25 protein-coding genes and 1 pseudogene are annotated in these 22,675 nt (G+C 59.3%); 14 read left to right on the top strand and 12 right to left on the bottom strand.

The window, feature by feature from the left end; translation table 11 throughout:
- Positions 1–35: 35 nt before the first annotated feature.
- The 3 genes and pseudogenes from V476_RS16795 to V476_RS16785 form a co-directional block, all read right to left on the bottom strand.
- The gene (locus V476_RS16795) at positions 36–593 is read right to left on the bottom strand and encodes a hypothetical protein (protein WP_004419067.1); all 558 of its coding nucleotides are present in this window, start codon (positions 591–593) and stop codon (positions 36–38) included.
- Between the two features lie 213 nt (positions 594–806).
- Positions 807–1,719, bottom strand: a pseudogene (locus tag V476_RS16790) (SDR family oxidoreductase).
- Between the two features lie 111 nt (positions 1,720–1,830).
- A complete protein-coding gene (locus V476_RS16785; protein WP_024959502.1) occupies positions 1,831–2,283 on the bottom strand; it encodes a flavodoxin in 453 nt (150 codons plus the stop codon).
- A 207-nt stretch (positions 2,284–2,490) separates the two neighbouring features.
- On the opposite strand from V476_RS16785, the gene V476_RS16780 reads away from it, so the two are divergent.
- The 7 genes from V476_RS16780 (at position 2,491) to V476_RS16750 (ending at position 6,391) form a co-directional block, all read left to right on the top strand.
- Entirely contained in the window at positions 2,491–3,096 is a 606-nt protein-coding gene (locus V476_RS16780; RefSeq protein WP_003316979.1) for a hypothetical protein, read from the top strand.
- A 151-nt stretch (positions 3,097–3,247) separates the two neighbouring features.
- Complete coding sequence (locus V476_RS16775) at positions 3,248–3,814, top strand: putative antibiotic biosynthesis monooxygenase (RefSeq protein WP_003346204.1); 567 nt, start codon at positions 3,248–3,250, stop codon at positions 3,812–3,814.
- Positions 3,815–4,047: 233 nt separating this feature from the next.
- A complete protein-coding gene (gene folM / locus V476_RS16770; RefSeq protein WP_003346202.1) occupies positions 4,048–4,758 on the top strand; it encodes a dihydromonapterin reductase in 711 nt (236 codons plus the stop codon).
- Between the two features lie 21 nt (positions 4,759–4,779).
- Complete coding sequence (gene folE, locus V476_RS16765) at positions 4,780–5,343, top strand: GTP cyclohydrolase I FolE (RefSeq protein WP_003346200.1); 564 nt, start codon at positions 4,780–4,782, stop codon at positions 5,341–5,343.
- Positions 5,343–5,714 (top strand): dihydroneopterin triphosphate 2'-epimerase, encoded by a 372-nt coding sequence (folX, locus tag V476_RS16760; protein ID WP_003316983.1) that lies wholly within the window; start codon positions 5,343–5,345, stop codon positions 5,712–5,714. The genes folE and folX overlap by 1 nt, the downstream gene beginning before the upstream one ends.
- 43 nt (positions 5,715–5,757) lie before the next feature.
- Positions 5,758–6,057 carry a DUF1244 domain-containing protein gene (locus tag V476_RS16755; RefSeq protein ID WP_024959501.1) on the top strand — a complete coding sequence of 100 codons (300 nt, stop codon included), beginning with the start codon at positions 5,758–5,760 and terminating at the stop codon, positions 6,055–6,057.
- Positions 6,050–6,391: a HopJ type III effector protein gene (locus tag V476_RS16750; RefSeq protein ID WP_024650093.1), complete on the top strand. Its 342-nt coding sequence runs from the start codon at positions 6,050–6,052 to the stop codon at positions 6,389–6,391. The genes V476_RS16755 and V476_RS16750 overlap by 8 nt, the downstream gene beginning before the upstream one ends.
- Before the next feature lie 115 nt (positions 6,392–6,506).
- Here the strand turns inward: V476_RS16750 and trxB are convergent, their stop codons facing one another.
- Entirely contained in the window at positions 6,507–7,469 is a 963-nt protein-coding gene (gene trxB / locus V476_RS16745; RefSeq protein ID WP_003316986.1) for a thioredoxin-disulfide reductase, read from the bottom strand.
- A gap of 375 nt (positions 7,470–7,844) precedes the next feature.
- Between trxB and cysZ the strand changes: the two genes are divergently transcribed.
- The 4 genes from cysZ (at position 7,845) to V476_RS16725 (ending at position 11,174) form a co-directional block, all read left to right on the top strand.
- Complete coding sequence (gene cysZ, locus V476_RS16740) at positions 7,845–8,606, top strand: sulfate transporter CysZ (protein WP_010424709.1); 762 nt, start codon at positions 7,845–7,847, stop codon at positions 8,604–8,606.
- A 184-nt stretch (positions 8,607–8,790) separates the two neighbouring features.
- Complete coding sequence (locus V476_RS16735; protein WP_024959500.1) at positions 8,791–9,135, top strand: hypothetical protein; 345 nt, start codon at positions 8,791–8,793, stop codon at positions 9,133–9,135.
- 340 nt (positions 9,136–9,475) lie between these two features.
- Positions 9,476–9,772 (top strand): hypothetical protein, encoded by a 297-nt coding sequence (locus tag V476_RS16730; RefSeq protein ID WP_024959499.1) that lies wholly within the window; start codon positions 9,476–9,478, stop codon positions 9,770–9,772.
- Positions 9,773–9,953: 181 nt separating this feature from the next.
- Complete coding sequence (locus V476_RS16725; protein ID WP_024959498.1) at positions 9,954–11,174, top strand: glycosyltransferase family 4 protein; 1,221 nt, start codon at positions 9,954–9,956, stop codon at positions 11,172–11,174.
- Here V476_RS16725 and V476_RS16720 read toward each other — a convergent pair.
- From V476_RS16720 to V476_RS16710, 3 genes are all read right to left on the bottom strand, one after another.
- Entirely contained in the window at positions 11,143–12,246 is a 1,104-nt protein-coding gene (locus V476_RS16720) for an NADH:flavin oxidoreductase (protein WP_024959497.1), read from the bottom strand. The two genes, V476_RS16725 and V476_RS16720, sit on opposite strands and share 32 nt — an antisense overlap.
- Positions 12,247–12,403: 157 nt before the next feature.
- A complete protein-coding gene (locus V476_RS16715) occupies positions 12,404–12,892 on the bottom strand; it encodes a glutathione peroxidase (RefSeq protein WP_003316994.1) in 489 nt (162 codons plus the stop codon).
- A 131-nt stretch (positions 12,893–13,023) separates the two neighbouring features.
- The gene (locus V476_RS16710; protein ID WP_024959496.1) at positions 13,024–13,509 is read right to left on the bottom strand and encodes an FKBP-type peptidyl-prolyl cis-trans isomerase; all 486 of its coding nucleotides are present in this window, start codon (positions 13,507–13,509) and stop codon (positions 13,024–13,026) included.
- 14 nt (positions 13,510–13,523) lie between these two features.
- Between V476_RS16710 and V476_RS27395 the strand changes: the two genes are divergently transcribed.
- The 3 genes from V476_RS27395 to V476_RS16700 all read left to right on the top strand — a co-directional run bounded on the left by V476_RS27395 (position 13,524) and on the right by V476_RS16700 (position 16,967).
- Positions 13,524–13,829, top strand: coding sequence for a DUF3565 domain-containing protein (locus tag V476_RS27395; RefSeq protein ID WP_003346184.1), 306 nt, complete (start codon positions 13,524–13,526; stop codon positions 13,827–13,829).
- A gap of 78 nt (positions 13,830–13,907) precedes the next feature.
- Positions 13,908–15,998 carry a phosphate acetyltransferase gene (pta, locus tag V476_RS16705; protein WP_024683339.1) on the top strand — a complete coding sequence of 697 codons (2,091 nt, stop codon included), beginning with the start codon at positions 13,908–13,910 and terminating at the stop codon, positions 15,996–15,998.
- A gap of 63 nt (positions 15,999–16,061) precedes the next feature.
- Entirely contained in the window at positions 16,062–16,967 is a 906-nt protein-coding gene (locus V476_RS16700) for a 1-acylglycerol-3-phosphate O-acyltransferase, YihG family (protein WP_003421724.1), read from the top strand.
- 115 nt (positions 16,968–17,082) lie between these two features.
- Here V476_RS16700 and V476_RS16695 read toward each other — a convergent pair whose 3' ends face one another.
- The 5 genes from V476_RS16695 to V476_RS16675 form a co-directional block, all read right to left on the bottom strand.
- Entirely contained in the window at positions 17,083–17,772 is a 690-nt protein-coding gene (locus tag V476_RS16695; protein WP_024959495.1) for a YiaD family glycine zipper/OmpA-like lipoprotein, read from the bottom strand.
- 113 nt (positions 17,773–17,885) lie between these two features.
- Positions 17,886–18,812, bottom strand: coding sequence for an ABC transporter permease (locus V476_RS16690; RefSeq protein ID WP_024959494.1), 927 nt, complete (start codon positions 18,810–18,812; stop codon positions 17,886–17,888).
- On the bottom strand, positions 18,812–19,921 hold the full coding sequence (locus V476_RS16685) for an ABC transporter permease (protein ID WP_024959493.1): 1,110 nt from the start codon (positions 19,919–19,921) through the stop codon (positions 18,812–18,814). Before V476_RS16685 ends, V476_RS16690 begins: the two co-directional genes overlap by 1 nt.
- Positions 19,914–21,425 carry an ABC transporter ATP-binding protein gene (locus tag V476_RS16680; protein WP_024959492.1) on the bottom strand — a complete coding sequence of 504 codons (1,512 nt, stop codon included), beginning with the start codon at positions 21,423–21,425 and terminating at the stop codon, positions 19,914–19,916. Before V476_RS16680 ends, V476_RS16685 begins: the two co-directional genes overlap by 8 nt.
- Positions 21,422–22,513, bottom strand: coding sequence for a BMP family ABC transporter substrate-binding protein (locus tag V476_RS16675; RefSeq protein ID WP_024959491.1), 1,092 nt, complete (start codon positions 22,511–22,513; stop codon positions 21,422–21,424). The genes V476_RS16680 and V476_RS16675 overlap by 4 nt, the downstream gene beginning before the upstream one ends.
- Between the last annotated feature and the right edge of the window lie 162 nt (positions 22,514–22,675).

Genomic DNA, 22,675 nt, shown 5'->3' with positions numbered 1-22,675 from the left:
TTAACGCGCTGCGCGTTTACGCCGTGCAACGTGCCTCAGCCCTTGGCATTCGGCGTTCTTTTGATCAGCCCCTTGCTTTCCATGTCCTTGATCTTGCGCATCTCGTAACTGTCACCCGACTCGGCAAACACCTGAAGATTCTGCAGGATATGGATGGTCTTGATGTAGTCAGGCAAGAGCACATTGGCGTATGGATCACCGCTCAGCGCTTTCTCTTTCATGTCGATGATCCGATTGGCAAAAAACTCCAGCGCGTTGATCTCCTTGCTGGGGTCGACCAGTTTGCCGTTCTTGTCGAACTCATCGCCTGCGCGACTCATCAGCTCGGCGGTGTGATTATCGATCATGCCGAACTTGTACAGGATCATCCCCGCTTTGTTGAGATCCTTGGGGGTTATCTGTTCGGGGTTGAAGCCCTTGAACAGCGGTTTCATCTTGCGCTTTTCCATCGCCAGGGAATTGAGCGCAATCGAGTTTTCGCCCACCTCCTGAAGCACTTGGGTTACCTGTGCCGCAGCCTTCTTGACCTTGACGCGTTCAGGAGGCGCCGCGATGTTTACCGGCGGAAAGTCGCCCCATATTGATTTGCCCATGTGTCACTCCAGATATGAATGTGTTCGAACTTCATATCGGGGCCAGCACGGCATGATTGATAGGCGTGAAAAAATCCATACCTACCTTACCGCGTCACAAGACAGCACTTACATAACTCGGTGAAACTTCTCACACATAATCAAGCCGTCAGCGTGAATAAGCGCGCACGCTCAACTGATAACCGCGGTCTTGCAGCAACGTCCAGAGGCTGTTTATTTAACGTACTTCTGCAGGTTGGCCATCATTTCCTGCAACGCCTCGCCAGTGTCGGCAGGGTGCGCAGCGTTGGCAAAATCACCAATCGCCTGCCACTGCGCCGCAACGTCTTCAGGGCTGAAACCTGTGTGCGGGTCGAAACAGGCTCCCTGACTGCGCTGCCAACGGACCTTGCCGATCCAGCCACCACCCACTTCGAACAACTCGCCACTGCTTTGGCATTGTTCGCTGCACAGGTACACCACCAACGGGCTGACCAGTTCGGGTTTGAGCAGCTCGAAAACATTGGCGGGGATCAGCCCCTCGGTCATGCGTGTACCGCCCGTCGGCGCTATGGCGTTGACGAAGATGCGGTGCTTGCGACCTTCCAGCGCGAGGGTGTGGGTCAGCCCGTAAAGCCCCAGCTTGGCCGTCGCGTAATTGGCTTGCCCGAAGTTGCCGTAGATACCGGACGTCGATGACGTGAAGATCACCCGCCCGTCATTCTGCTCGCGCAGATAAGGCCAGGCGGCATGGGTGACTTTGTAGGCTCCCTCGACATGGACGCGATAGACCAGGTCCCAGTCGGCGTCCTCCATGTTGGCGAAGGTCTTGTCACGCAGAATGCCAGCGTTGTTGACCAGCACATCGATGCGCCCGAATGCGTCCAGCGCATGCTGCACAATGCGGCCGCCCTCGGTCACCGAATCATGGTTGGCTATCGCAGTGCCGCCTGCCGCGCGAATCTCGGCCACCACGAGATCGGCGGCAGACGCGCTGGCCCCTTCGCCATGCGCCGAACCACCCAGGTCGTTGACCACCACTCGCGCGCCGTGTTTCGCAAACAGCAGCGCATGAGCCCAACCCAGCCCCCCCCCCTGCGCCGGTCACAATCACGACTTTATCGTCAAAACGCACTGACTCGCTCATCGCTGGCTCCATGCCTCAAGAATACGTTGCGATGAGTGTCGTCCACGCCCTGCACGGCCACAATCAACACCCGCAGTGCGGAATCATTCCCCATAAAGGAGCGCGATATTTTCAGCCCAGGTGCTTGATGAACGCTTCCAGCCACGGCTCGGCGTCGGTTTCCGGGGTGACGCTTTCACTTCCGTCCAGACGCAACATGTCCTGTACTTCGCTAACGCCCAACTCAACGAACAGTTCACGCATCTGCTCACCGCCGGCGCAAAAGGTGTCTCCGTAACTGGCATCGCCCAGTGCAATCACCCCGCCAGGCAATCCACGCAGTTGGCCTGGCAGATTGTCGCGCAGCGCTGCATAAAGAGGCATGAGGTTGTCGGGCAACTCGCCCATCCCGGTAGTCGACGTCACAGCAAGCAGCGCCTGAGGCTCGAAGGCCAGCAGCTCCGGCAACATGAGGCGCGGATTGACGAGGGTCTCATGGCCGGCGGCACGCAACAGTGCGGCGGCGTGTCTGGCAACTTCCTCGGCCGATCCGTAGACCGTTCCACACACGATGGCGACTTTCATGGTTATTCCTGCAGCAGCTTAAAAAAGTGAAACATTATGCCTTAGAATGCCGTCTGAATTTTCTACGGACCATTCTGCCTTCGGATCTGCCCGAAGAAGCACAGCAGAGTTGAAACACTTGAATGAAAAAATATGACGGATGGCCAGAACACTTTGCGGAATCAATGGTCTTTGTTCTCAATAACCGGTTAGACCGAGCCTCCGCCCATGCAACCTGATTCACTTCTCACCCAGGCTGAGCTGGATTTTATCCAGAGCATGCAGCGCAACCCCCAGTTGAACGTACGTGACAGTACGCGCAGTCTGCTGGTCAATGGCGGCATCCAGATCCAGGATCTGCTGACGAAGCTGGCCGCTCATGAGCAGGTCACGATCCATGCGCAGTTCGAGAATCAGCAGATGAACTTCCCTCTGCATCTGGTCGAGGACGAATTCCACGCGCTGCATCTGGAGCTCGGCGCACCGAGTATTTTCGAGGAAGGTCCGAAGATCCGCCCATGGCGGCTTGTGCTGGAAGAGCCGATCCCTCTGGAAACCGAAAAGGGCGCACTCACGGCGCTCTGGGTTCATGAGCTCTCGTTCAAGGGTGCGCTGCTCGAGTACCGCAAGGAAGGCAAGCTGCCGAGAAATTTTTCCGCCTGGTTCAACCCGCCAGGGCAAGCGCCCATTCCGATGCGCGGCAAGCTGGAGCGAATGATCGGGCAAAACGTCGGCGCCTATCATTTCAGCAAACATGGCAAGGACGATGCCGAACGCTTGCGCCAGTACATCCTGCAAGAGCATCGTCGCAAACATCCATCCTTACACAAGTAATCCGCCTGCCCGGCAACGCTCTACCGGTCTCTCAGCGTTTCAGGAATAATCCTTGCTTGCTGTTCACGTGAAGCTGTCGCGATCCACCATCCCGGATCGCGGCACGTGACCTCCCTACCCGGGAATTTCACGCCTCTACCGGAGATATACAATGTCTACCTCACCCGTCACCTTGATGGTTGCCCGCCGCGTGGCGCAGGGTCGCTACCATGAAATGATGGCCTGGCTGCACGAAGGCGAACAGTTGGCCACGGACTTTCCGGGGTATCTGGGTTCAGGGGTACTGGCTCCCCCGCCCGGCGATGACGAATTTCAGATCATTTTCCGCTTTACCGATGAGCACACCATGCACGCCTGGGAGCATTCCGCCTCTCGACGCTCCTGGCTGGTGCGCGGCAGCGGTCTTTTCGCACAACCCTCGGAGCATCGGGTCAGCGGCATCGACGGCTGGTTCGGCGCAATCGACCAGCGTCCGCCACGCTGGAAACAGGCTGTCGCAATCTGGCTGGCGTTTTTCCCCGTGTCGCTGATCTTCAATTTTCTACTCGGCCCCCTGCTCAACCATCTGGACCTGTTGCCGCGCATCATGATCAGCACGGCGGTGCTCACCCCACTAATGGTCTACCTGTTTATCCCGCTGTCCACGCGCCTGCTGGCACCCTGGCTGCAGAGCACGCCTGCACCAGCACGCCCGACGCAATCACCTTCCCCTCGTTAAGCTCATAAAGACCTGTACACCTTTACACCTCGGTACAGGTCTTGGTCGCTTCCCAGCCCCGCCCGTTTCCTAAACCTCCCTGTGCTCAGCGCCTGCGAGCACTGCGTCGGCGAGTTTCATGATGTCCAGGGTTGTACAAAAAAATTCTCTGGTATAACTTTGCCTGTAAACCGGAAGAAACAATCGACCGTACAATCCCCGTCCACTACGGATAACCGATACGCGAGCTGTCGATGGCAATGTCTTCTGCACCGATCCTGATCACCGGCGCCAGCCAGCGCGTGGGCCTGCATTGCGCCTTGCGTCTGCTGGAACACGGGCAGCGGGTGATCATCAGTTATCGCACCGAGCACGAAAGTGTGACGGAACTGCGCCAGGCGGGAGCAGTGGCCATCCACGGGGATTTTTCCTGTGAGGCCGGGATCATGGCGTTTGTCGAGCTGTTGAAAACCCAGACCTCGAGCCTGCGGGCCATCGTCCACAACGCTTCCGAGTGGCTGGCAGAAACACCGGGCGATGAAGCCGAAAACTTCACCCGCATGTTCAGCGTGCACATGCTCGCGCCCTACCTGATCAATCTGCATTGCGAGTCGTTGCTGACCGCCAGTGAGGTCGCTGACATCGTGCATATCAGCGATGACGTGACCCGCAAGGGCAGCAGCAAGCACATCGCCTACTGCGCAACCAAGGCCGGCCTGGAAAGCCTGACGCTGTCCTTCGCTGCCAGATTCGCCCCGCTTGTCAAAGTCAACGGCATAGCACCGGCGCTGTTGATGTTTCAACCCAAGGACGATGCGGCCTACCGCGCCAACGCCCTGGCCAAGTCGGCCCTGGGCATAGAGCCTGGTGCAGAGGTGATTTACCAGAGCCTGCGCTATCTTCTGGACAGCACCTATGTCACCGGCACAACACTGACCGTAAACGGCGGACGGCACGTCAAGTAAGCCGCCCCGAGGATCATTCTGATGAGTTCGTCCCTGCCACAGCACTATCGAGACATTCTGCTCGGCCTTGGTGAAGATCCAGACCGCGAAGGTCTGCTGGACACCCCGAAACGCGCTTCCAAAGCCATGCAGTACCTGTGTCACGGCTACACCCAGAGTGTCGAAGAAATCGTCAATGGCGCTTTGTTCGCCTCCGACAACGATGAAATGGTCATCGTCCAGAACATCGAGCTGTACTCGCTTTGCGAGCATCACCTGCTGCCGTTCATAGGCAAGGCGCATGTGGCGTACATTCCGACCGGCAAGGTGCTGGGCCTGTCGAAGATCGCACGCATCGTCGACATGTTTGCCCGACGTCTGCAGATTCAGGAAAATCTGACCAAGCAGATTGCCGATGCGATTCAGAAAGTCACCGGAGCCGCCGGTGTGGCCGTGGTCATTGAGGCGCAGCACATGTGCATGATGATGCGCGGCGTCGAAAAGCAGAACTCGACCATGAATACGTCAGTGATGCTGGGCGCCTTCCGTGACTCGAGCACCACGCGCATGGAGTTTCTGCAATTGATCGGACGGAGCAGACAATAATGGCAAGACTCGAACCTGGCACCGCGCGCATCCGGGTCAAGGACCTGCGTTTGCGCACGTTCATCGGCATCAACGAGGACGAAATCCTCAACAAACAGGACGTGCTGATCAACCTGACGATTCTCTATGCCGCTCAGGAAGCCGTTCGGGATAACGACATCGAGCATGCCCTCAACTATCGCACCATCACCAAGGCCATCATCCAGCATGTCGAGGGCAATCGCTTTGCCCTGCTGGAACGACTGACCCAGGAAGTGCTGGATCTGGTGATGAGCCACGAGGCGGTGACCTACGCTGAAGTGGAAGTCGACAAGCCGCATGCCCTGCGCTTTGCCGAATCGGTGTCGATCACGCTCGCCGGTCAACGCTGAAACTCTTATCATGACGCCAACCGTCTACTGAAAAGAGCCCGTCATGACCGAGCAAGAACGCCTCGAACTCGAAGCTGCAGCCTTCCGCCGACTGGTCGCGCATCTGGACAGCCGCAAGGATGTCCAGAACATCGACCTGATGAACCTGTCCGGCTTCTGCCGTAACTGCCTGTCCAAGTGGTACAAGGCCGCCGCTGACGAAAAGCAGATCGACCTCAGCCTCGATGATGCGCGTGAAGTGGTTTATGGCATGCCGTACAGCGAGTGGAAAGCCAGCTACCAGAAAGAAGCGAACGCCGAACAACAGGCGGCGTTCGTCAAGGAAACCAAACAACATGACTGATCTGAATTCCCTGCGCGCCAGCCTGCGCAGCGGCGAGCATGCGTTTGCCGATACCCTGGCGTTCATCGCCGAAGGCTACGACTACCAGCCTCAGGCCTTCAGAAACGGCGACGTCGACAATGCTGCGGGGCAAAACGAAGGGTCGTGCAAGACCCTGGGCCTGGCATTACTGGAAGGCCTGACTGACGAAGAGGCACTGCTGGCGTTCGGCGAGCATTACCGCTCGGTGCAAGCCACGCCTGAAGGCAGCGATCACGGCAATATCCGTGCACTGATCGCGAAGGGTCTGGCAGGTGTCAAGTTTGAAGGCGAGCCGCTCAAGCGCAAGGCTTGATCGAGAGCTTGAGTGCCGCTGCTCTTTGTCGCGCGGCGCAGATATATCCAGCAGAGCGTCACGAACTTCGTGCCAATGCAGAGCATTGGCACGATAGTGAATCGGACGGCAACGATCAGAACGATACGTCAGCCAGACCGTCCAGGTAGCGCTCGACGTCCAGTGCCGCCATGCAGCCTGCACCAGCCGAAGTAATGGCCTGGCGATACACGTGGTCAGCCACGTCACCGGCAGCGAATACGCCTTCGACGCTGGTCGCCGTAGCGTTGCCTTCGCGGCCACCCTGCACAACCATGTAACCGTCTTTCAAGGCCAGCTGGCCGTCGAACAACGAAGTGTTCGGCGTGTGACCGATCGCGATGAACACACCGTCGACTTTCAGCTCGCTGCTGCTGCCGTCGTTGTTTTTCAGACGCGCACCGGTCACGCCCATGTTGTCACCCAGGACTTCGTCCAGCGTGGCATTGAGCTTGAGCTCGATCTTGCCTTCGGCGACACGTGCGTGCAGCTTGTCGATCAGGATCTTCTCGGCGCGGAAGGTTTCACGACGGTGAACCAGGGTCACCTTGCTGGCGATGTTGGCCAGATACAGCGCCTCTTCAACCGCCGTGTTACCACCACCGACCACCGCGACTTCACGGTTGCGATAAAAGAAACCGTCGCATGTGGCGCAGGCAGAAACACCCTTGCCCATGAACGCTTCTTCCGAAGGCAGACCCAGGTAGCGGGCGCTGGCGCCGGTGGCAATGATCAGAGCGTCGCAGGTGTAGGTTGCGCTATCGCCCTGCAGACTGAACGGCTTGCCGGCCAGATCAACGGAATTGATGTGGTCAAAGACAATTTCAGTCTCAAAACGCTCGGCATGCTCACGCATGCGTTCCATCAGGGCAGGACCGGTCAGGCCGTGCGGGTCGCCTGGCCAGTTATCAACTTCTGTAGTCGTGGTCAATTGGCCGCCAGCCTGCATGCCGGTGATCAGCAGGGGCTTGAGGTTGGCGCGAGCGGCGTAAACCGCAGCGCTGTAACCGGCAGGGCCGGAACCGAGAATGATCACTCGGGAATGACGTACGTCTGACATGACACACTCCTATCGACCGACCGTTTACGCCGCGGTCGGGACGGCTGGATAAAAAGGACCACCGAAACGCTTGGGGAAGCGTCATTTGGTTCGGCAGGTCCTGAAAATTCTGACCTTAAGGACAGGTCTTAGATTGCCGAACAGCCTATCGGGGCCGCAGAGGTTAAGGAAATATCGTTTCACAATCCACCCTATAGGTCACTTCTATAGCGCAGGCGCCTGGAAGCGGCGCATGAGTGGCGAGCCAATCGGATAGTCTTCCTTCGTCAAGGATACGCCACAAGTCTGGCATGCTCAAAAACCGTCAGCGCTCCGCTCTTTCATGGCCATCACAAAGCCGGTAAGGTCACGCCTTTCAAGCACTCGGAGACTCCCATGCCCGCTCCCGCCCTTACTGGCCCGCAATACCTGAGAGAGGGCCTGAAACTGGTCCTCAGCCCTGGTTTGCGCTTGTTCGTTCTACTTCCATTGAGCATCAATGTGGTGTTGTTTTGCGGCCTGATCTATCTGGCGGTGCACCAGTTCGAGCTATGGGTCGACACCTTCATGCCGACCCTGCCTCACTGGCTGAGTTTTCTCAGTTACATCCTCTGGCCACTGTTCGTGGCGCTGGTGCTGCTGATGGTGTTTTTCACCTTCACCATGGTCGCCAACATCATCGCCGCACCGTTCAACGGGTTTCTGTCCGAAAAGGTCGAAGCCGTGATTCGCGGTGTAGACGAATCGCCCGATTTCAGCTGGGCCGAACTGGTCGCCATGGTGCCCCGCACCCTAGCCCGCGAAGCGCGCAAGCTGGGCTACATGCTGCCGCGCATGCTCGGCCTGTTCATCCTGTCGTTCATCCCGGTCGCCAACATCATCGCCGCCCCGCTATGGCTATTGTTCGGGGTGTGGATGATGGCGATCCAGTACATCGACTACCCCGCCGATAACCACAAACTGGGCTGGAACGAAATGCTCGGCTGGCTGAAGAGCAAACGCTGGCAGAGCCTGAGCTTTGGCGGCATCGTCTACGTTGCCTTGCTGATCCCGGTGGTCAATCTGCTGATGATGCCTGCTGCAGTGGCCGCTGCAACGCTGTTCTGGGTGCGCGAACGTGGCGCGGATGCGTTGCCGGTGACCCACGCACGCGGCTGAATGCCAACCTGCCGGACCGCGCCATGCGGTTCGGCACTCCCGAAGAAAAAAATCACACGCATATAAATATGCACCGCAACTCACCCTGCCAGCTGGGGCTAAATGGGGCCTCAATCAATCCGTTCATGTGAAGCCAGCTTCCATGAAACCCGGCGACACATGAACTTAACAAGGAAGTTAAATCATGAATGCTCAAGTAAATCCTGCTGCACTGGCCGCTGACAACGCAACCGTTCAGGAAAAGATCCGCGCCTTTCTGGTCAGTGAACTGGCCGAATGGTCGATCAAGCCGGACGAAGTTTACATCAACGGTGTGAACGACCCCGAAGAACGCATCGTCATCAGCTCAACGTCGCTGACTGCCGAAGCCGCGAACCGTGTTTTCGAAAAAGACGCCCCTGCTTATTCCACCCGCACCGCCGGCCTGTTCACCGTGGCGTATTCGTACGCCGATGAACATCGTCTGGCGGCACCGGATCTGGCCAAAGTGGGCGAAGTGATCGGCCAACTGGTTCGTGATCTGGGCTGAGTGCCCTGCTTGACTGGCTGAGTGACGACTCGGCCTGAGAGCGTGCCGAACAGATAACGAGTTATCTGTTCGGCACTTCAGCATTAAAATGGAAACTTCTTACAGCGATATATCAGCATTCTTACAAGCAGCTTATAGAACTCCATTCCGTGTAACGGCAACGACTTGCCACAACCAGACACTGCTTGCCGAGATATGAAAAAACATTACACGTAGGAATATTGTGTAGGACATATCTTCCCGACCTCTAATACAAGATCGCAACGATGTAGGAACAAGCAATATATTGAATATGGCATCATCCTTGCTCTCCTGCTTTAAAAAAACAGGAGTAATCGCTATGGAAATAAAAACAGAATCTGCCGCAGAACAACTCTTCTCCTACCGACCGGCATCCCTCGAAAGACTACCGGAAAACCGTTCAGGTCAGTTTGCAAGCCTGTTGAACGCAGCCATCACACATACGGAGAAAAAACCTCCAGTCGCATTACCCGCAACACTCGGCAGTTCGGCAATCCCCCGCTCAAATCGCTTCATGGATAGCATGACTATCGAACAACGCAGATTCATTGTGGAGGATAAAGACTTCGTGCCTATGCCTGCGGCAATGGAGCATGCGCGAGGGACTTTCAAATGACCCATACCGACAATGTTTCGCCATTTCCTAATGTCACCCCGTTGGGTTGTACAGCCTATGCGTTTACCTATTAACTATTCCGCGCAGTCTCACGCCAACTTGCTCACCTTACCGACGCCCTATCACCAATCCATCACATAACCGCCACATAACCGAAATGTAATCAGTCGACACTGCTCTCATGAGCCAAATTCTTAATGTCACCCTGATCACTGAAACCTTTACTCCCGAGATCAACGGCGTCGCCAATACCCTGGGGCGGCTGTGTGAAGGGTTGCGGTTGCGCGGGCATCGGGTCGAGCTGGTCCGGCCACGTCAGAACGACGAGATCGGCGCGGGCACGGCAGAGGATCTGCTGCTCTGCCGGGGCTGGCCGATACCGGGTTACCCGGGGTTGCAGTGGGGTCAGTCTTCGATGCACAAGCTGCTGCGGCGCTGGCAACGGCGTCGGCCGGATGTGCTGTACATAGCCACGGAAGGTCCGCTGGGGCTCTCGGCACTGCGCGCAGCGCGGCGGCTGGGGATTGCGGTGATCAGTGGCTTTCATACCAACTTCCCGCAGTACACGCAGCAGTACGGCATGGGTTTCATCACCCGCTTGCTGACGCACTACCTGCGCTGGTTCCACAATCGGTCGCGCATGACGCTGGTACCCAGCATCAGTCAGAAGGTCGAGCTGGAGCGACGTGGCTTTGAGAGGATCGAGCTGTTGTCGCGTGGCGTCGACAGTCAATTGTTCAGCCCGTCCAGACGCTCGCAGCTTCTGCGCGAGAACTGGGGTCTGCAAGCCGATGATGTTGCGGTCCTGCATGTTGGCCGGCTTGCCCCAGAAAAAAACCTGAGCCTGCTCAAAGCCTGCTTCGAGGCGCTCAAAGACAGTTACCCGCAACGTAATCTGAAACTGGTGGTGGTTGGCGACGGGCCTCAACGCCCGCAGCTGGAACAGCAAATCCCGGATGCGATTTTCTGCGGCACCCAGCGCGGCGAGGTGCTGGCGACGCACTATGCCTCGGCCGATATGTTTCTGTTCCCCAGCCTCACCGAAACCTTCGGCAACGTAGTTCTCGAAGCACTCGCCTCAGGCCTGGGCGTGGTCGCCTACGATGAAGCCGCAGCCGGGCAGCATATCCGCCACGGCCACAATGGTGCGTTGGCCATGCCGGGGGACGAGGCGGCGTTCATCGACTCGGCGCGCTGGTTGCTGGAGGACAGTGAGACATTGCGCCGCGTGCGCCTCAATGCCCGGCAACATGCCAGTCGCCAGGGCTGGACAGCAGTCATCGATCAGTTCGAGCGTCAATTGCGCGAGGCCTGCCCGAGCCATCACGCGGCAAGCGTCAAAGAGATCAGGCCGGTAGCCAGCAAGAAGATCAGGCCAGTGTCGCCAGTGCGTCTCGACTGAAGGGCAGGATGTCCTGCTCACGGCCCTCGCGCACTTTCAGTGCCCAATCCGGATCGACCAGCAGCGCACGCCCCACCGCCACCAGATCGAACTCGTCGTTGCCCAGCCGCTTCAGCAGATTTTCCAGGCTGGCAGGTTGAGCGACCTTGTCGGTGTCGACCATAAATTGCAGGAACTCACCGTCCAGTCCGACGCTGCCGACTGTGATGGTCGGTTTGCCAGTCAGCTTGCGCGTCCAGCCCGCCAGGTTCAGGTCGGAGCCTTCGAACTCAGGCTCCCAGAAACGCCGGGTAGAGCAATGAAAGATATCCACACCAGCATCAGCCAGAGGCTGCAGAAACTCGCCCAGCGCCTCAGGCGTTTGCACCAGGCGCGCGGTGTAATCCTGCTGTTTCCATTGTGAGAAACGGAAAATGATTGGGTAATCCGGGCCCACAGCGGCGCGCACGGCCTTGATCAGTTCGAGAGCAAAACGTGAGCGGTTGGCGAGGCTGCCGCCGTACTCGTCGCTGCGTTGATTGCTGCCCTCCCAGAAGAACTGATCGATCAGGTAACCGTGAGCGCCATGAATTTCGACACCGTCCATGCCCATCGCCTTGGCATCGACGGCAGCCTGGGCAAAGGCAGCCACTATTTCGTCGATGTCCTGCTTGCTCATGCCATGCACCAGCACCTGAGCGTCCTTGACCTTTTCCATCGGCCCATAGGCAGGCACGCTGCCGTCCGGCTCGGTGCCAGGACGGCGAACAGCGCCGACGTGCCAGAGTTGCGGGACGATCCTGCCGCCCTCCGCATGCACTGCCTCGACCACCTTGCGCCAGCCGGCCAGTGGCGCTTCACCGAAAAACTGCGGGACGTTCTGATAACCGTTGGAGGCCTTGTGATTGACCGTCGTACCTTCGGTGATAATCAGCCCGACACCTGCAGCAGCGCGCCGCCGGTAGTATTCGACGACCTTCGAGTTGGGCACGTGCCCTGGCGAGAACGAGCGGGTCATGGGAGCCATGACCACACGCGATGACAGCTCCAGGCTGCCCAGACGGAAAGGCGTGAACAAGGCTTCTGCCGACATGCGCAACTCCTGTGAAATGGTCGATTGCCATCAGGCGCGCAGAATATCGCCGGGCGTCAGCGGTGGCCCAGTACTATTGATCTGGCTGATCTGAGTTCAGAAGCGACGAGCGCGCAAGAAAGCCGGGCGAACGCAAAATGCTACCCCGGCCACATGATCAGCTTTGCGCCAGGGCCTTTTCAATGGCCTGGATCACGGCAGGATCATCCGGAGTGGTACGCGGAGAAAAACGTGCGCTTACACCACCGTTCTTGCCGACCAGAAACTTTTCGAAGTTCCAGGTGATATCCCCGGGAAACTCGGCACCCTCGCCCGCGAGCAAACGGTAAAGCGAGTGACGGTTAGGGCCGTTGACGTCGAGTTTTTCACCCAGCGTAAACGTCACGCCGTAGTTGAGTTGGCAAAACTCGGCGATCTCTTGCTCGGTACCCGGTTCCTGCCCGGCAAACTGGTTGCACGGCAGCCCCAGTATCTCAAGGCCCTTGTCCTTGTACTGCTGATAGAGGTTTTCAAGTGCTGCGTACTGCGGTGTGAGCCCGCATTTGGACGCGACGTTGACCACCAGAACCACTTTGTTCCTGAAATTCGCCAGCGGCAGTTCCTGGCCACCCAGCGCTTTCAATTTGATGTCGTGAAAAGCACTCATGAGAACCCCTTTTGAAACAAGTCGCCCCAGGCTATAACCCGAAAAAAGGCACCGTGACCGCACGCGTAACGAAAGTCGTCATCGCAGAACAGCCAGGGCGCCTTTTCAGTGCCTGAGCTTAGCAGCACAAATCAGTGTTGATGACCGCCTTCACCGTGAACATGGCCGTGAGCCATTTCTTCTTCACTGGCATCACGGATGGCCACAACCTTCACGTCGAAGTTCAGGCGCTGACCCGCGAGCGGATGGTTGCCGTCAACGGTAACATCGTCGCCTTCCAGATCACGGATGGTCACGATCTGCATGCCGCCATCCGGACCAGAAGCGTGAAACTGCATGCCGACTTCGAGCTTGTCGACGCCTTCGAACATGCTGCTGCTCAGGGTGCTGACCAGTTCGGCCGAGTACTCACCGTAGGCGTCTTCGGGCTCGACGGCAACGTTCAGCTGGTCGCCTACTTCCTTGCCTTCCAGTGCCTTTTCCAGGCCCGGGATGATGTTGCCTGCACCGTGCAGGTAAACCAGCGGCGCAGCACCGGCAGAACTGTCGATGACCTCACCAGCGTCGTTGGTCAGGGTATAGTCAATGGAGACAGCCTTATTGGCGGCGATCGGCATGGGGACAAGACCTTTTGCTTAAGATTGAAGAACGGGCAAGTTTAACCAAGCAATCGCCCGAAAGCGAACGCAACTCTGACGGACGGCCCGCTTTGAAAGGTTCAATCGTTATCGATTTGAGACAGGACGAGCACGGTCACTGGTTTGCGCTGCTGTCGTGCGGCCATACCCAGCACCTGCGTCATGACCCTCCGTGGCAGTCACGCCCCTGGGTGCTGGACCCGCTGCAACGCAGTCAGATGAGAGGTCAGGCCTTTTGTTGCGGCTGGTGTGCGAATGCCACAGATAACGATAGTCTTGCCGCAGAGAAATCGCGTTAGACGGTTTCCGGACTTTTTCGGTCGGCGGCGGTTCCCTATGTGCTGCGACCCCTTGCACTGCTCAATCGAGAAGCCAGTATGCAGACTTTTTTTATCGCCCCCACTGACTTTGGCGTGGGGTTGACCTCCATCAGCCTGGGACTGGTGCGCACGCTGGAGCGCGCCGGCTTGAAAGTAGGCTTTTTCAAACCGATCGCCCAGCCACACCCCGGCGATCTGGGCCCCGAGCGTTCGACCGAGCTGATGGCTCGCACCCACGGCCTCAAGCCGCCCAAGCCTTTGGGGCTGGCGCATGTCGAGCGCATGCTCGGTGATGGTCAACTGGATGAACTGCTCGAAGAGATCATCAATCTTTATCAGCAGGCAGCTGTCGGCAAGGACGTGCTGGTCGTCGAAGGCATGGTCCCGACCCGTAGCGCGAGCTATGCCGCGCGGGTCAATCTGCATTTGGCCAAGAGCCTGGATGCCGAAGTCATTCTGGTCTCTGCCCCGGAAAACGAAGTGCTCGCCGATCTGTCGGGCAGGGTCGAATTGCAGGCCCAGCTGTTTGGCGGCCCCAAGGACCCCAAGGTGCTGGGGGTGATACTCAACAAGGTGCGCACTGAAGAGAGCATGGAAGTCTTCGCCTCGCGCCTCAAAGAACACTCGCCGTTGCTGCGCAGTGGTGACTTTCGCCTGCTGGGCTGTATCCCGTATCGCGCAGAACTCAACGCGCCACGTACCCGCGATGTGGCCGAGCTGCTCGGCGCGCAGGTGCTGAACGCAGGCGACTACGATCAGCGCCGCATGACCAGAATCATCATTTGTGCGCGGACGGTGCTCAACACGGTACCACTGCTCAAGCCGGGTGTGCTGGTGGTGACGCCGGGCGACCGCGACGACATCATCCTGGCGGTGAGCCTCGCGGCAATAAACGGCGTACCGCTCGCCGGCCTCCTGCTGACCAGCGATACCGTGCCCGACCCACGCATCCTGGAGCTGTGCCGCGGCGCACTGCAGGCGGGGCTGCCGGTGCTGTCGGTCAGCAGCGGCTCGTATGACACGGCAAATCGCCTGAATCAGTTGAACAAGGAAATCCCCATCGATGACCGCGAGCGCGCGGAAAACATCACCGATTTCGTTGCCAGTCACCTGGACGCCAACTGGCTGCACCAGCGCTGCGGCACACCCCGCGAGCTGCGCCTGTCGCCCGCGGTGTTTCGATATCAGTTGATCCAGCGCGCGCAAGCGGCCAACAAGCGCATCGTGCTGCCTGAAGGTAACGAGCCGCTGACCATTCAGGCTGCCGCGATCTGCCAGGCACGCGGTATCGCGCGTTGCGTGTTGCTGGCCAGGCCCGAGGACGTGCACGCCGTTGCGCAGGCGCACGGCATCGAGCTGCCGCAGGGGCTGGAAATTCTTGACCCGGACCTGATTCGCGAACGCTACGTTGCGCCGATGGTGGAGCTGCGCAAAAGCAAAAGCCTGAACGCGCCCATGGCCGAGCAACAGCTCGAAGACCCGGTGGTGATCGGTACGGTGATGCTGGCGCTGGACGAGGTCGACGGGCTGGTGTCCGGCGTCATTCATTCCACCGCCAACACCATCCGACCGGCCCTGCAGCTGATCAAGACCGCGCCAGGCTGCACGCTGGTGTCTTCAGTATTCTTCATGCTCTTTCCCGAGCAGGTGCTGATGTACGGCGACTGCATCATGAACCCGCATCCGAGTGCCAGCGAGCTGTCCGAGATTGCCTTGCAGAGCGCCGACTCGGCCACTGCCTTCGGTATCTCGCCGCGTGTGGCGATGATCAGCTACTCCAGCGGCAATTCGGCCAGCGGCGAAGAAGTCGAGAAGGTCCGCGAAGCGACGCAGTTGGCACGCGAAACCCGCCGCGATCTATTGATCGACGGGCCGCTGCAGTATGATGCGGCCGCAAACGAACAGGTCGCCCGGCAGCTGGCTCCGGACAGCGCGGTCGCAGGACGCGCCAACGTGTTCGTGTTCCCGGACCTGAACACCGGCAATACCACATACAAAGCGGTGCAACGCAGTGCCGACTGTGTGAGCCTCGGCCCGATGCTACAAGGCCTGCGCAAACCGGTGAACGATCTGCCGCGCGGCGCGCAGGTCGACGACATTGTCTACACCATCGCGCTGACAGCCATACAGGCCGACACGCTGTCCTGATACCTGACCCGAGTGCCGCAGAGCAATCTGCGGCTTCCGATAACTTGCGGAGCCGTCTTCTTCATGGATTTTCTGCCTGCCCCGTTACGCGGCGTCATTGCCTCGCTGTTGCTGGCGCTGAACACCATCGTCTGCTGCACAGTGCTGTTCGCGGTCACGATCCTCAAGATCTGTCTGCCCTTCTCTGCGGCACAGCGTTTCACCGACTGGTTGATGAGCCACATCCATGAAACCTGGATTGGCAACAACAATGCCTGGATCAAACTGCTGTGCCACACCCGCTGGCACCTGAGCGGTCTGGAAGGGCTGGATTACAATCACTCGTACCTGGTCACCAGCAATCACCAGAGCTGGGTCGACATCATGGTCTTGCAGTACGTGCTCAACCGACGTATTCGCCCCTTGAAGTTCTTCCTCAAGCAGGAGTTGATCTGGGTTCCGGTGATCGGTCTGGCGTGGTGGGCGCTGGGCTTTCCGTTCATGAAGCGCTACTCCAAGGCATACCTTGCCAAACACCCGGAAAAGAAAGGCAAGGACCTGGAAACCACCCGCCGCACCTGCGCGAAGTTTCGCCATAACCCGGTGGGGATTTTCAACTTCGCCGAAGGCACGCGCTTCACCGCGGGCAAACACGCGCAACAGAACTCGCCGTTCCGCCACCTGCTCAAACCCAAGGCTGGCGGCATTGCCTTCGTGCTCGATGCGATGGGCGAACAGCTGGAATCGATCATCAACGTGACCATCCACTACCCTGGCGGACAACCCGGCTACTGGGACCTGCTGTGCGGGAATGTGAAGGAAGTGGTTGCGCACTTCGAAGAGATCAAAATCCCGCAGCAGTTTCTCGGCAAGAATTACGACCAGGACGGCGAATACCGTCTGGAATTCCAGCAGTGGATCAATACGCTATGGGAAGAGAAAGACCGGCTGCTGGACAGCCTGCATGAGCAGTATCCGGCGCAGCATTGATATTGACTGGCGAGAAGTGGGAGCGAGCTTGCTCGCGAAGAGGCCATCGCCTTCGCGAGCAAGCTCGCTCCCACTTTACCCGCATTCAACCCGTCTGCGAGCGGAGCGGCATCGATCAGTACTGCTGACCCGGAATCGGCTTGAGGTTAACCTCTACGCGACGGTTCTGGGCGCGGCCGTTGACGTCGGCGTTGCTGGCAATCGGTTGATCAGGGCCTGCACCGCGCACTGACAGGTGCGCTTGATCGACGCCTTGCGAGGTCAGGTAAGTCGCGACGCTCTGGGCGCGCTGTTGCGACAGGTCCATGTTGTGCTGGCGGCTGCCGGTGCTGTCGGTGTAACCGACGATTTCAATGTTGTTCTGATTGAACTGCTTGAGCGAGCTCGCCAGATTGTTAAGCGGCGAATAGAAGCTGCTGGCAATGGCCGAAGAGTCCGTCGCGAACGTGATGTTACCCGGCATGATCAGTTTGATCTGGTCACCCTCACGCTGCACCTCGACACCGGTGTTGGCCATGCTCTCGCGCAACGCAGCTTCCTGCTTGTCTGCATAGTAGCCATAGCCCGCCGATGCGGCACCCGCCACTGCAGCGCCGATCAGGGCGCCCTTGCCGCGATGATTGTGATCGATGGCCGCACCGGCTACCGCACCGGCCAATGCGCCCAGTCCGCCGTACTTGGCCGTTTTGCTCATACCACCGGAGCTTTGCGCCTGGCCTTGATTGTCATAGGGATTGGATGTTGCACAGCCGGAAAGCATGGCTACGGCGGTGGCGACAATGATCAAACGACGCGAGGTAAACATTCAGGAGCTCCTGGTTTTGACGAACGCTAATAACCGGATTAGAGCATACACGCTATCAAAAATTCCTTAACCCGTGCTGAACCGCCCGTATTGCGGGCTTCTGCGCGCACCGCTCAGCGGCGCTCCTCACGAATGTAAGGTTCGCCCAGCGCACCGGGCTGGCTGCTCGATTGACGCTTGCCGCTCGCCACCCAGACCATGACCAACAGGGTTACCGCGTAGGGTGTCATCAAGACGAAATACTGGGGCAGGCGCACGCCGGTTGCCGCCAATTGCGGAATCAGCGCCTCGATACCGCCGAACAGCAAAGCGCCGGCCAACGCGCGCCAGGGCGACCAGCGCGCAAAGATCACCAGCGAAACTGCAATCCAGCCGCGCCCGCCGGTCATGTCGGCGATCCATATCTTGGTGCTGAGCACGGCGATGAAACCGCCGGCCAGCCCCATCAACGCAGAACCGGCGACAATCGCCGCCAGGCGGTAACCGAGCACGGAAATACCTGCGGCATCGGCGGCCTGCGGGTTCTCACCCACCGCGCGTAGGCGCAGCCCGGTGCGCGTGCGATCGAGCAGCCAGACCACCGCGATGAAAATAACCACGGTCAGGTACACCAGCGGATTCTGCACAAATACCCGGCCTACCACGGGCAGCTCGGACAACGGCCACAGCTCGACCGCCTGCAAGCCGCTGACCGGGCGGTTGGTCCAGCCCAGCAGAGTGCCCAGCAGCCCGGTCAAGCCCTGACAAAAGAACACCAGCGCCAGCCCGGCGATCACCTGATTGATCCGCAGCACCAGCACCATCAGCGCAAACAGCAACGACGCCAGACCTGCCGCCGCCATCGACGCCAGCAGCGAAAGGCCAGGCGAGCCGAGGCTCAACTGCATACCGATGCCCGCCAGTGCGCCGACCAGCATCAGCCCTTCGACGCCCAACGCCAGTACACCGCTGCGCTCGATGAGGATCAGGCCCAACGCTGCCAGGGCGAACGGCACGGCAAAATCCGGTGCGCTGCCCAGCCAGTGGGAAATAAGCTCCATCAACGTTCTCCTGCCTGAATGCGCCGCAGGCGATGGCGGATGAAAAAGTCCGACGACGCGACGAAGATCACCAGAATCGCCTGGATCAGTTGCACCATCGAAAACGGAATCTGATAGAACACCTGCAGGTTACGTCCGGCCACGAACAACATGGCGATCAGCAGCGCGACCACGGTTGCGGCCACTGGATTGTTGCGGGCCAGAAAGGCGATCAGAATCCCGGAAAACCCGTAGCCTTGATAGAACGACTGAGTAAGGCGCCCTTCCTGCCCCGAAGTCACGACAAAACCTGCGAGCCCCGCCAGCGCGCCCGACAGCAGCACGGTGCCGATGATCATCTTGCGCACCGGCACGCCCACCGCGCCGGCGACTTTCGGGTTGGCATCGACGAAGCGCAGATACAACCCGGCCCGCGAAACACCGACGAACCACAGGGTCAGACCGGTGACCAGCAGCGCCAGAGGGATCGCCGCGTTATACCCGGCAAACAGATCGGGCAGCCGCTCGAAGCTCTGAAACGCGGGGGAATAGGGAAAGTTGTCTCGCGGGTCTTTCCAACTGCCGTACACCAGGTGCAGGAGGAAATTGGCAGCGATGTAATTGAGCATCAGCGTCGAGATGATCTCGTTGACCTGCCACTTGAGCTTCAGCAGCACCGGGCCCAGGCTCCACAATAATCCGCAGATAACGGCTGCCGTCATCATCAGCGGCAGACGCAACGCCTCCGGGCCCACCTGAAACAGCGAGATCGCCGTGGCGCCAATCGCCCCCCAGATCATCTGACCTTCCAGACCCAGGTTCCAGAAACGTGCCCGAAACGCCATGCACCCGGCGAGCCCGACCATAATCATCGGCGATGCCTGAAACAACACTGCCTTGAAGTTTTGTGCATCGAACACTGTCTGCACGACGAACTCGTTGAGCAGCTCGTCGGCAGGCACGCCGGCAAGAATCAGAATCACAGTGCAGATCGTCAGTCCGATCAGCAACGCCAGGGCAATGATCAGCGCCTGCAACAGCCAGCCGGTCTGCTGACGAAGCTCCAGGGTGTAGCGCCGCGCCAGCAAAGGTTGCCGTGCGGATTTCATTGGTTGCGCTGATTCAGTCATGGCTCACCATCGCTTTGCCGATGGCTTGCCGGTCGGCAGGGTGCGCGAACTCGGCAACAATGCGCCCGCCGTTCATCACGCCGACACGGTCAGCCAGGGCCAATACTTCGTCCAGATCCTCGCTGATCACCAGCACCGCAGCCCCCGCGTCCCGCGCCGCCCGCAAACGGGCATGCACCGCCTGTGTGGCACGTACATCCAGGCCCCGACTCGGGCTGTGCACCAGCACCAATTGCGGGTCGCGGCTGAATTCGCGGGCGATCACCAGCTTCTGGGCATTGCCTCCCGACAACAGCGCAGCTTTCTGATCGAGAGAGCGCACGCCCTGTACGTCGAAGTCCGCCACGGCGCGCTGCGCATCCTGTTTCAGACGCTTGTAGCCGAGACGCCAGAAAGAACCGTATTGCCCGCTGTGAATATTGCCGATGGCAAAGTTCTCGGCCACCGACAACGACCCGGCCAGCGCCGCGCCGTAGCGGTCGGCCGGGATCGAGGCAATGCGCAACTGCCGACGCTGGTCGGCCGACGCGCCGCGCAAATCGCCAAATCCGGCCATGTGGATTTCACCCTCAGTGGCTTGCGGCAGCCCCATCAGGGCGTTGGCCAGGTCGGCCTGACCGTTGCCGCCCACGCCTGCGATGCCGTAAATCTGCCCGGCGTGCAGGCTCAGGTTGACGCCGTTGAGCGTACTGCTGCCGACGCTGCGCAAGTCCTTGACCTGCAAACGCACCTCGCCTGGTGTCGCTGGTTGATGCTCGGCAACCGGCACCGATTCACCTACCGTGAGCTGCACCAGTTGCTCGACACTCACCTTCTGCGGGTCCAAGGTCTGCACGGTGCGCCCGCCACGCATCACGGTTACCCGGTCGGCATAGCGTTTGACGTCAGCCATCTTGTGCGTGACCAGAACCACCGCCGCGCCTTGCCGGGCGAATGCCTGAACAGTCAGCAGCAGACGCTCGGCCTCCTGATCGGTCAGCACTGCCGTGGGCTCGTCGAGGATCAGAATCCGCGCACCGGCGAGCAACACCTTGAGAATCTCGACGCGCTGCTGCTCGGCGACTGACAGACTGTCGACGGTGCGCGCCGGGTCAATCGCAAACCCCAGCGCCTCGGCCTTGCCGACGATCTCCTGTTCCAGCGCACGCAGCCGCTTGCGATAGCTGCCTTCGCCGGGTTGCTCGGGCAGTGCCAGGAGAATGTTCTGCGCCACTGTGAACGGCTTCACCAGCTTGAAGTGCTGGTGGACCATGCCGATCCGATAACGGCTGGCGTCCCTGGGCCCCTGAAGCTGAACCGGGTTATCGTCCAGCAGCAGAGTGCCGGTTTCCGGTGCGTACAGCCCGGCGGCGATATTCATCAGCGAGGACTTGCCTGCACCGTTCTCGCCCAGCAGGGCATGCACTTCACCCCAGCAGGCGGTGAAGTCGGCATCGATCAGCGCCTTGAAGCCATCGAACGACTTGCTGATGCCGGTGAGTTGCAGCGCATTGACCTGACTCATTGCTGAGTCTTCACGCCTTCGACGAACCAGTCCATTTTCCACAGGTCCGGGTCAGACAATTGCTGACCGGCCGCGACCCGCTCCTTGCCGTCACGATCGGCCAGCGGGCCGCTGTAGATGATTTTTCTGCCGGCCAGCAGCTCGGCGCGCTCGGCCTCGATCTTCTTGCGGTCCGCATCGGAAATGATCGCATCCGCAGTCAGCTTGATATCGGTGCCGCCCTGCTGCATCGAGAGCAGCGCGCCGTTGGCGGGCGGCGTCCAGTTGCCGGCAATGATTTTCTTCAGCTCCGGCCCCAGGAAGCGATCCCAGACCCACAGCGACGAGCAGACCGTCGCCTTGGGAGCGAACTCGCTCAGGTCGCGATGGTGGCCGGTGCCGTGAATGCCGCGCTCCTGTGCGACGATCTGCGGTGTCGGGCTGTCGACGTGCTGACCGACCACATCGGCACCGTTGTCGATCAGCGCCATGGTTGCTGCGCGTTCCTTGACCGGGTCGTTCCATGCACCGGTATAGACCACGTTGACGGTGGCCTTCGGATTGATCTGCCGGGCGCCCAGTTCATAGGCGTTGATGGTCCAGTTGACCTGGCCAAACGGGTTGGCGGCGACAAACCCTAGCTTGCCGGTCTTCGAGGCCGCGCCTGCGGCTATGCCGCACAGGTACTGGCTTTCGTAGGTACGCCCGTAAAACGATTCGAGGTTGGGTGCATTGGTGGTGCCCGAGCCGTTGAGGAACGCGACTTTCGGGTATTTCTTGGCCAGCGCAAGAAAGGTGTCGGAGTAGCCAAATGCAGTGCCGACGATGATGTTGGCACCGCGGGCGATGAGTCGGTCGACCACCGGCGTAATGGCCGCGGCGTTCTCGGGCACGCTCTCGACGTACTGGATCTTGGTATCCAGATCCTTTTCCAGCTTCACGCGTGCTTCGTCGAAGGCCTGAGTCCAGCCGCCGTCATTGCGCGGGCTGATATACACCATGGCGATTTTCGGCTTCCCTTCGAGGGTCAATCCTTCAGCCTGAGCAAGGCTGACCGCTCCCAACGCTACGGCCGCACACAATGTCCCGGGCAACAGTTTCTTGTACATAGACGTTTTCCTGAGGGTAATGGCCGATGAGGACCGCACAGGCAGGCATTAGCAGCATCCATGCCATTACAGGAAAAGCGCTATGGAACAACGACCTGACGCCATCGAGAGGAACAAAACAGATCAAATGGTCTGAATCGGAGCACTTGGTTTGTGCAGGAC

It is taken from the genome of Pseudomonas syringae KCTC 12500 (assembly GCF_000507185.2).
Lineage (GTDB): Bacteria > Pseudomonadota > Gammaproteobacteria > Pseudomonadales > Pseudomonadaceae > Aquipseudomonas > Aquipseudomonas syringae.
The sequence above is the reverse complement of the archived record's forward strand: the minus strand, read 5'-3'. Positions and strand labels throughout refer to the sequence as shown.

Excerpts from the sequence above, each read along its gene's own strand:
- V476_RS16725 (WP_024959498.1), top strand. The coding sequence starts at position 9,954 with ATGAGCCAAATTCTTAATGTCACCCTGATCACTGAAACCTTTACTCCC.
- folE (WP_003346200.1), top strand. The coding sequence starts at position 4,780 with ATGAGTTCGTCCCTGCCACAGCACTATCGAGACATTCTGCTCGGCCTT.
- V476_RS16680 (WP_024959492.1), bottom strand. The coding sequence starts at position 21,425 with ATGAGTCAGGTCAATGCGCTGCAACTCACCGGCATCAGCAAGTCGTTC.
- V476_RS16695 (WP_024959495.1), bottom strand. The coding sequence starts at position 17,772 with ATGTTTACCTCGCGTCGTTTGATCATTGTCGCCACCGCCGTAGCCATG.
- V476_RS16755 (WP_024959501.1), top strand. The coding sequence starts at position 5,758 with ATGACCGAGCAAGAACGCCTCGAACTCGAAGCTGCAGCCTTCCGCCGA.
- V476_RS16710 (WP_024959496.1), bottom strand. The coding sequence starts at position 13,509 with ATGCCGATCGCCGCCAATAAGGCTGTCTCCATTGACTATACCCTGACC.
- V476_RS16720 (WP_024959497.1), bottom strand. The coding sequence starts at position 12,246 with ATGTCGGCAGAAGCCTTGTTCACGCCTTTCCGTCTGGGCAGCCTGGAG.
- V476_RS16715 (WP_003316994.1), bottom strand. The coding sequence starts at position 12,892 with ATGAGTGCTTTTCACGACATCAAATTGAAAGCGCTGGGTGGCCAGGAA.
- V476_RS16675 (WP_024959491.1), bottom strand. The coding sequence starts at position 22,513 with ATGTACAAGAAACTGTTGCCCGGGACATTGTGTGCGGCCGTAGCGTTG.
- folX (WP_003316983.1), top strand. The coding sequence starts at position 5,343 with ATGGCAAGACTCGAACCTGGCACCGCGCGCATCCGGGTCAAGGACCTG.
- V476_RS16685 (WP_024959493.1), bottom strand. The coding sequence starts at position 19,921 with ATGACTGAATCAGCGCAACCAATGAAATCCGCACGGCAACCTTTGCTG.
- trxB (WP_003316986.1), bottom strand. The coding sequence starts at position 7,469 with ATGTCAGACGTACGTCATTCCCGAGTGATCATTCTCGGTTCCGGCCCT.
- cysZ (WP_010424709.1), top strand. The coding sequence starts at position 7,845 with ATGCCCGCTCCCGCCCTTACTGGCCCGCAATACCTGAGAGAGGGCCTG.
- V476_RS16730 (WP_024959499.1), top strand. The coding sequence starts at position 9,476 with ATGGAAATAAAAACAGAATCTGCCGCAGAACAACTCTTCTCCTACCGA.
- V476_RS16735 (WP_024959500.1), top strand. The coding sequence starts at position 8,791 with ATGAATGCTCAAGTAAATCCTGCTGCACTGGCCGCTGACAACGCAACC.
- V476_RS16750 (WP_024650093.1), top strand. The coding sequence starts at position 6,050 with ATGACTGATCTGAATTCCCTGCGCGCCAGCCTGCGCAGCGGCGAGCAT.
- V476_RS16780 (WP_003316979.1), top strand. The coding sequence starts at position 2,491 with ATGCAACCTGATTCACTTCTCACCCAGGCTGAGCTGGATTTTATCCAG.
- folM (WP_003346202.1), top strand. The coding sequence starts at position 4,048 with ATGGCAATGTCTTCTGCACCGATCCTGATCACCGGCGCCAGCCAGCGC.
- V476_RS16775 (WP_003346204.1), top strand. The coding sequence starts at position 3,248 with ATGTCTACCTCACCCGTCACCTTGATGGTTGCCCGCCGCGTGGCGCAG.
- V476_RS16690 (WP_024959494.1), bottom strand. The coding sequence starts at position 18,812 with ATGGAGCTTATTTCCCACTGGCTGGGCAGCGCACCGGATTTTGCCGTG.
- V476_RS16700 (WP_003421724.1), top strand. The coding sequence starts at position 16,062 with ATGGATTTTCTGCCTGCCCCGTTACGCGGCGTCATTGCCTCGCTGTTG.
- V476_RS16785 (WP_024959502.1), bottom strand. The coding sequence starts at position 2,283 with ATGAAAGTCGCCATCGTGTGTGGAACGGTCTACGGATCGGCCGAGGAA.
- V476_RS16795 (WP_004419067.1), bottom strand. The coding sequence starts at position 593 with ATGGGCAAATCAATATGGGGCGACTTTCCGCCGGTAAACATCGCGGCG.
- pta (WP_024683339.1), top strand. The coding sequence starts at position 13,908 with ATGCAGACTTTTTTTATCGCCCCCACTGACTTTGGCGTGGGGTTGACC.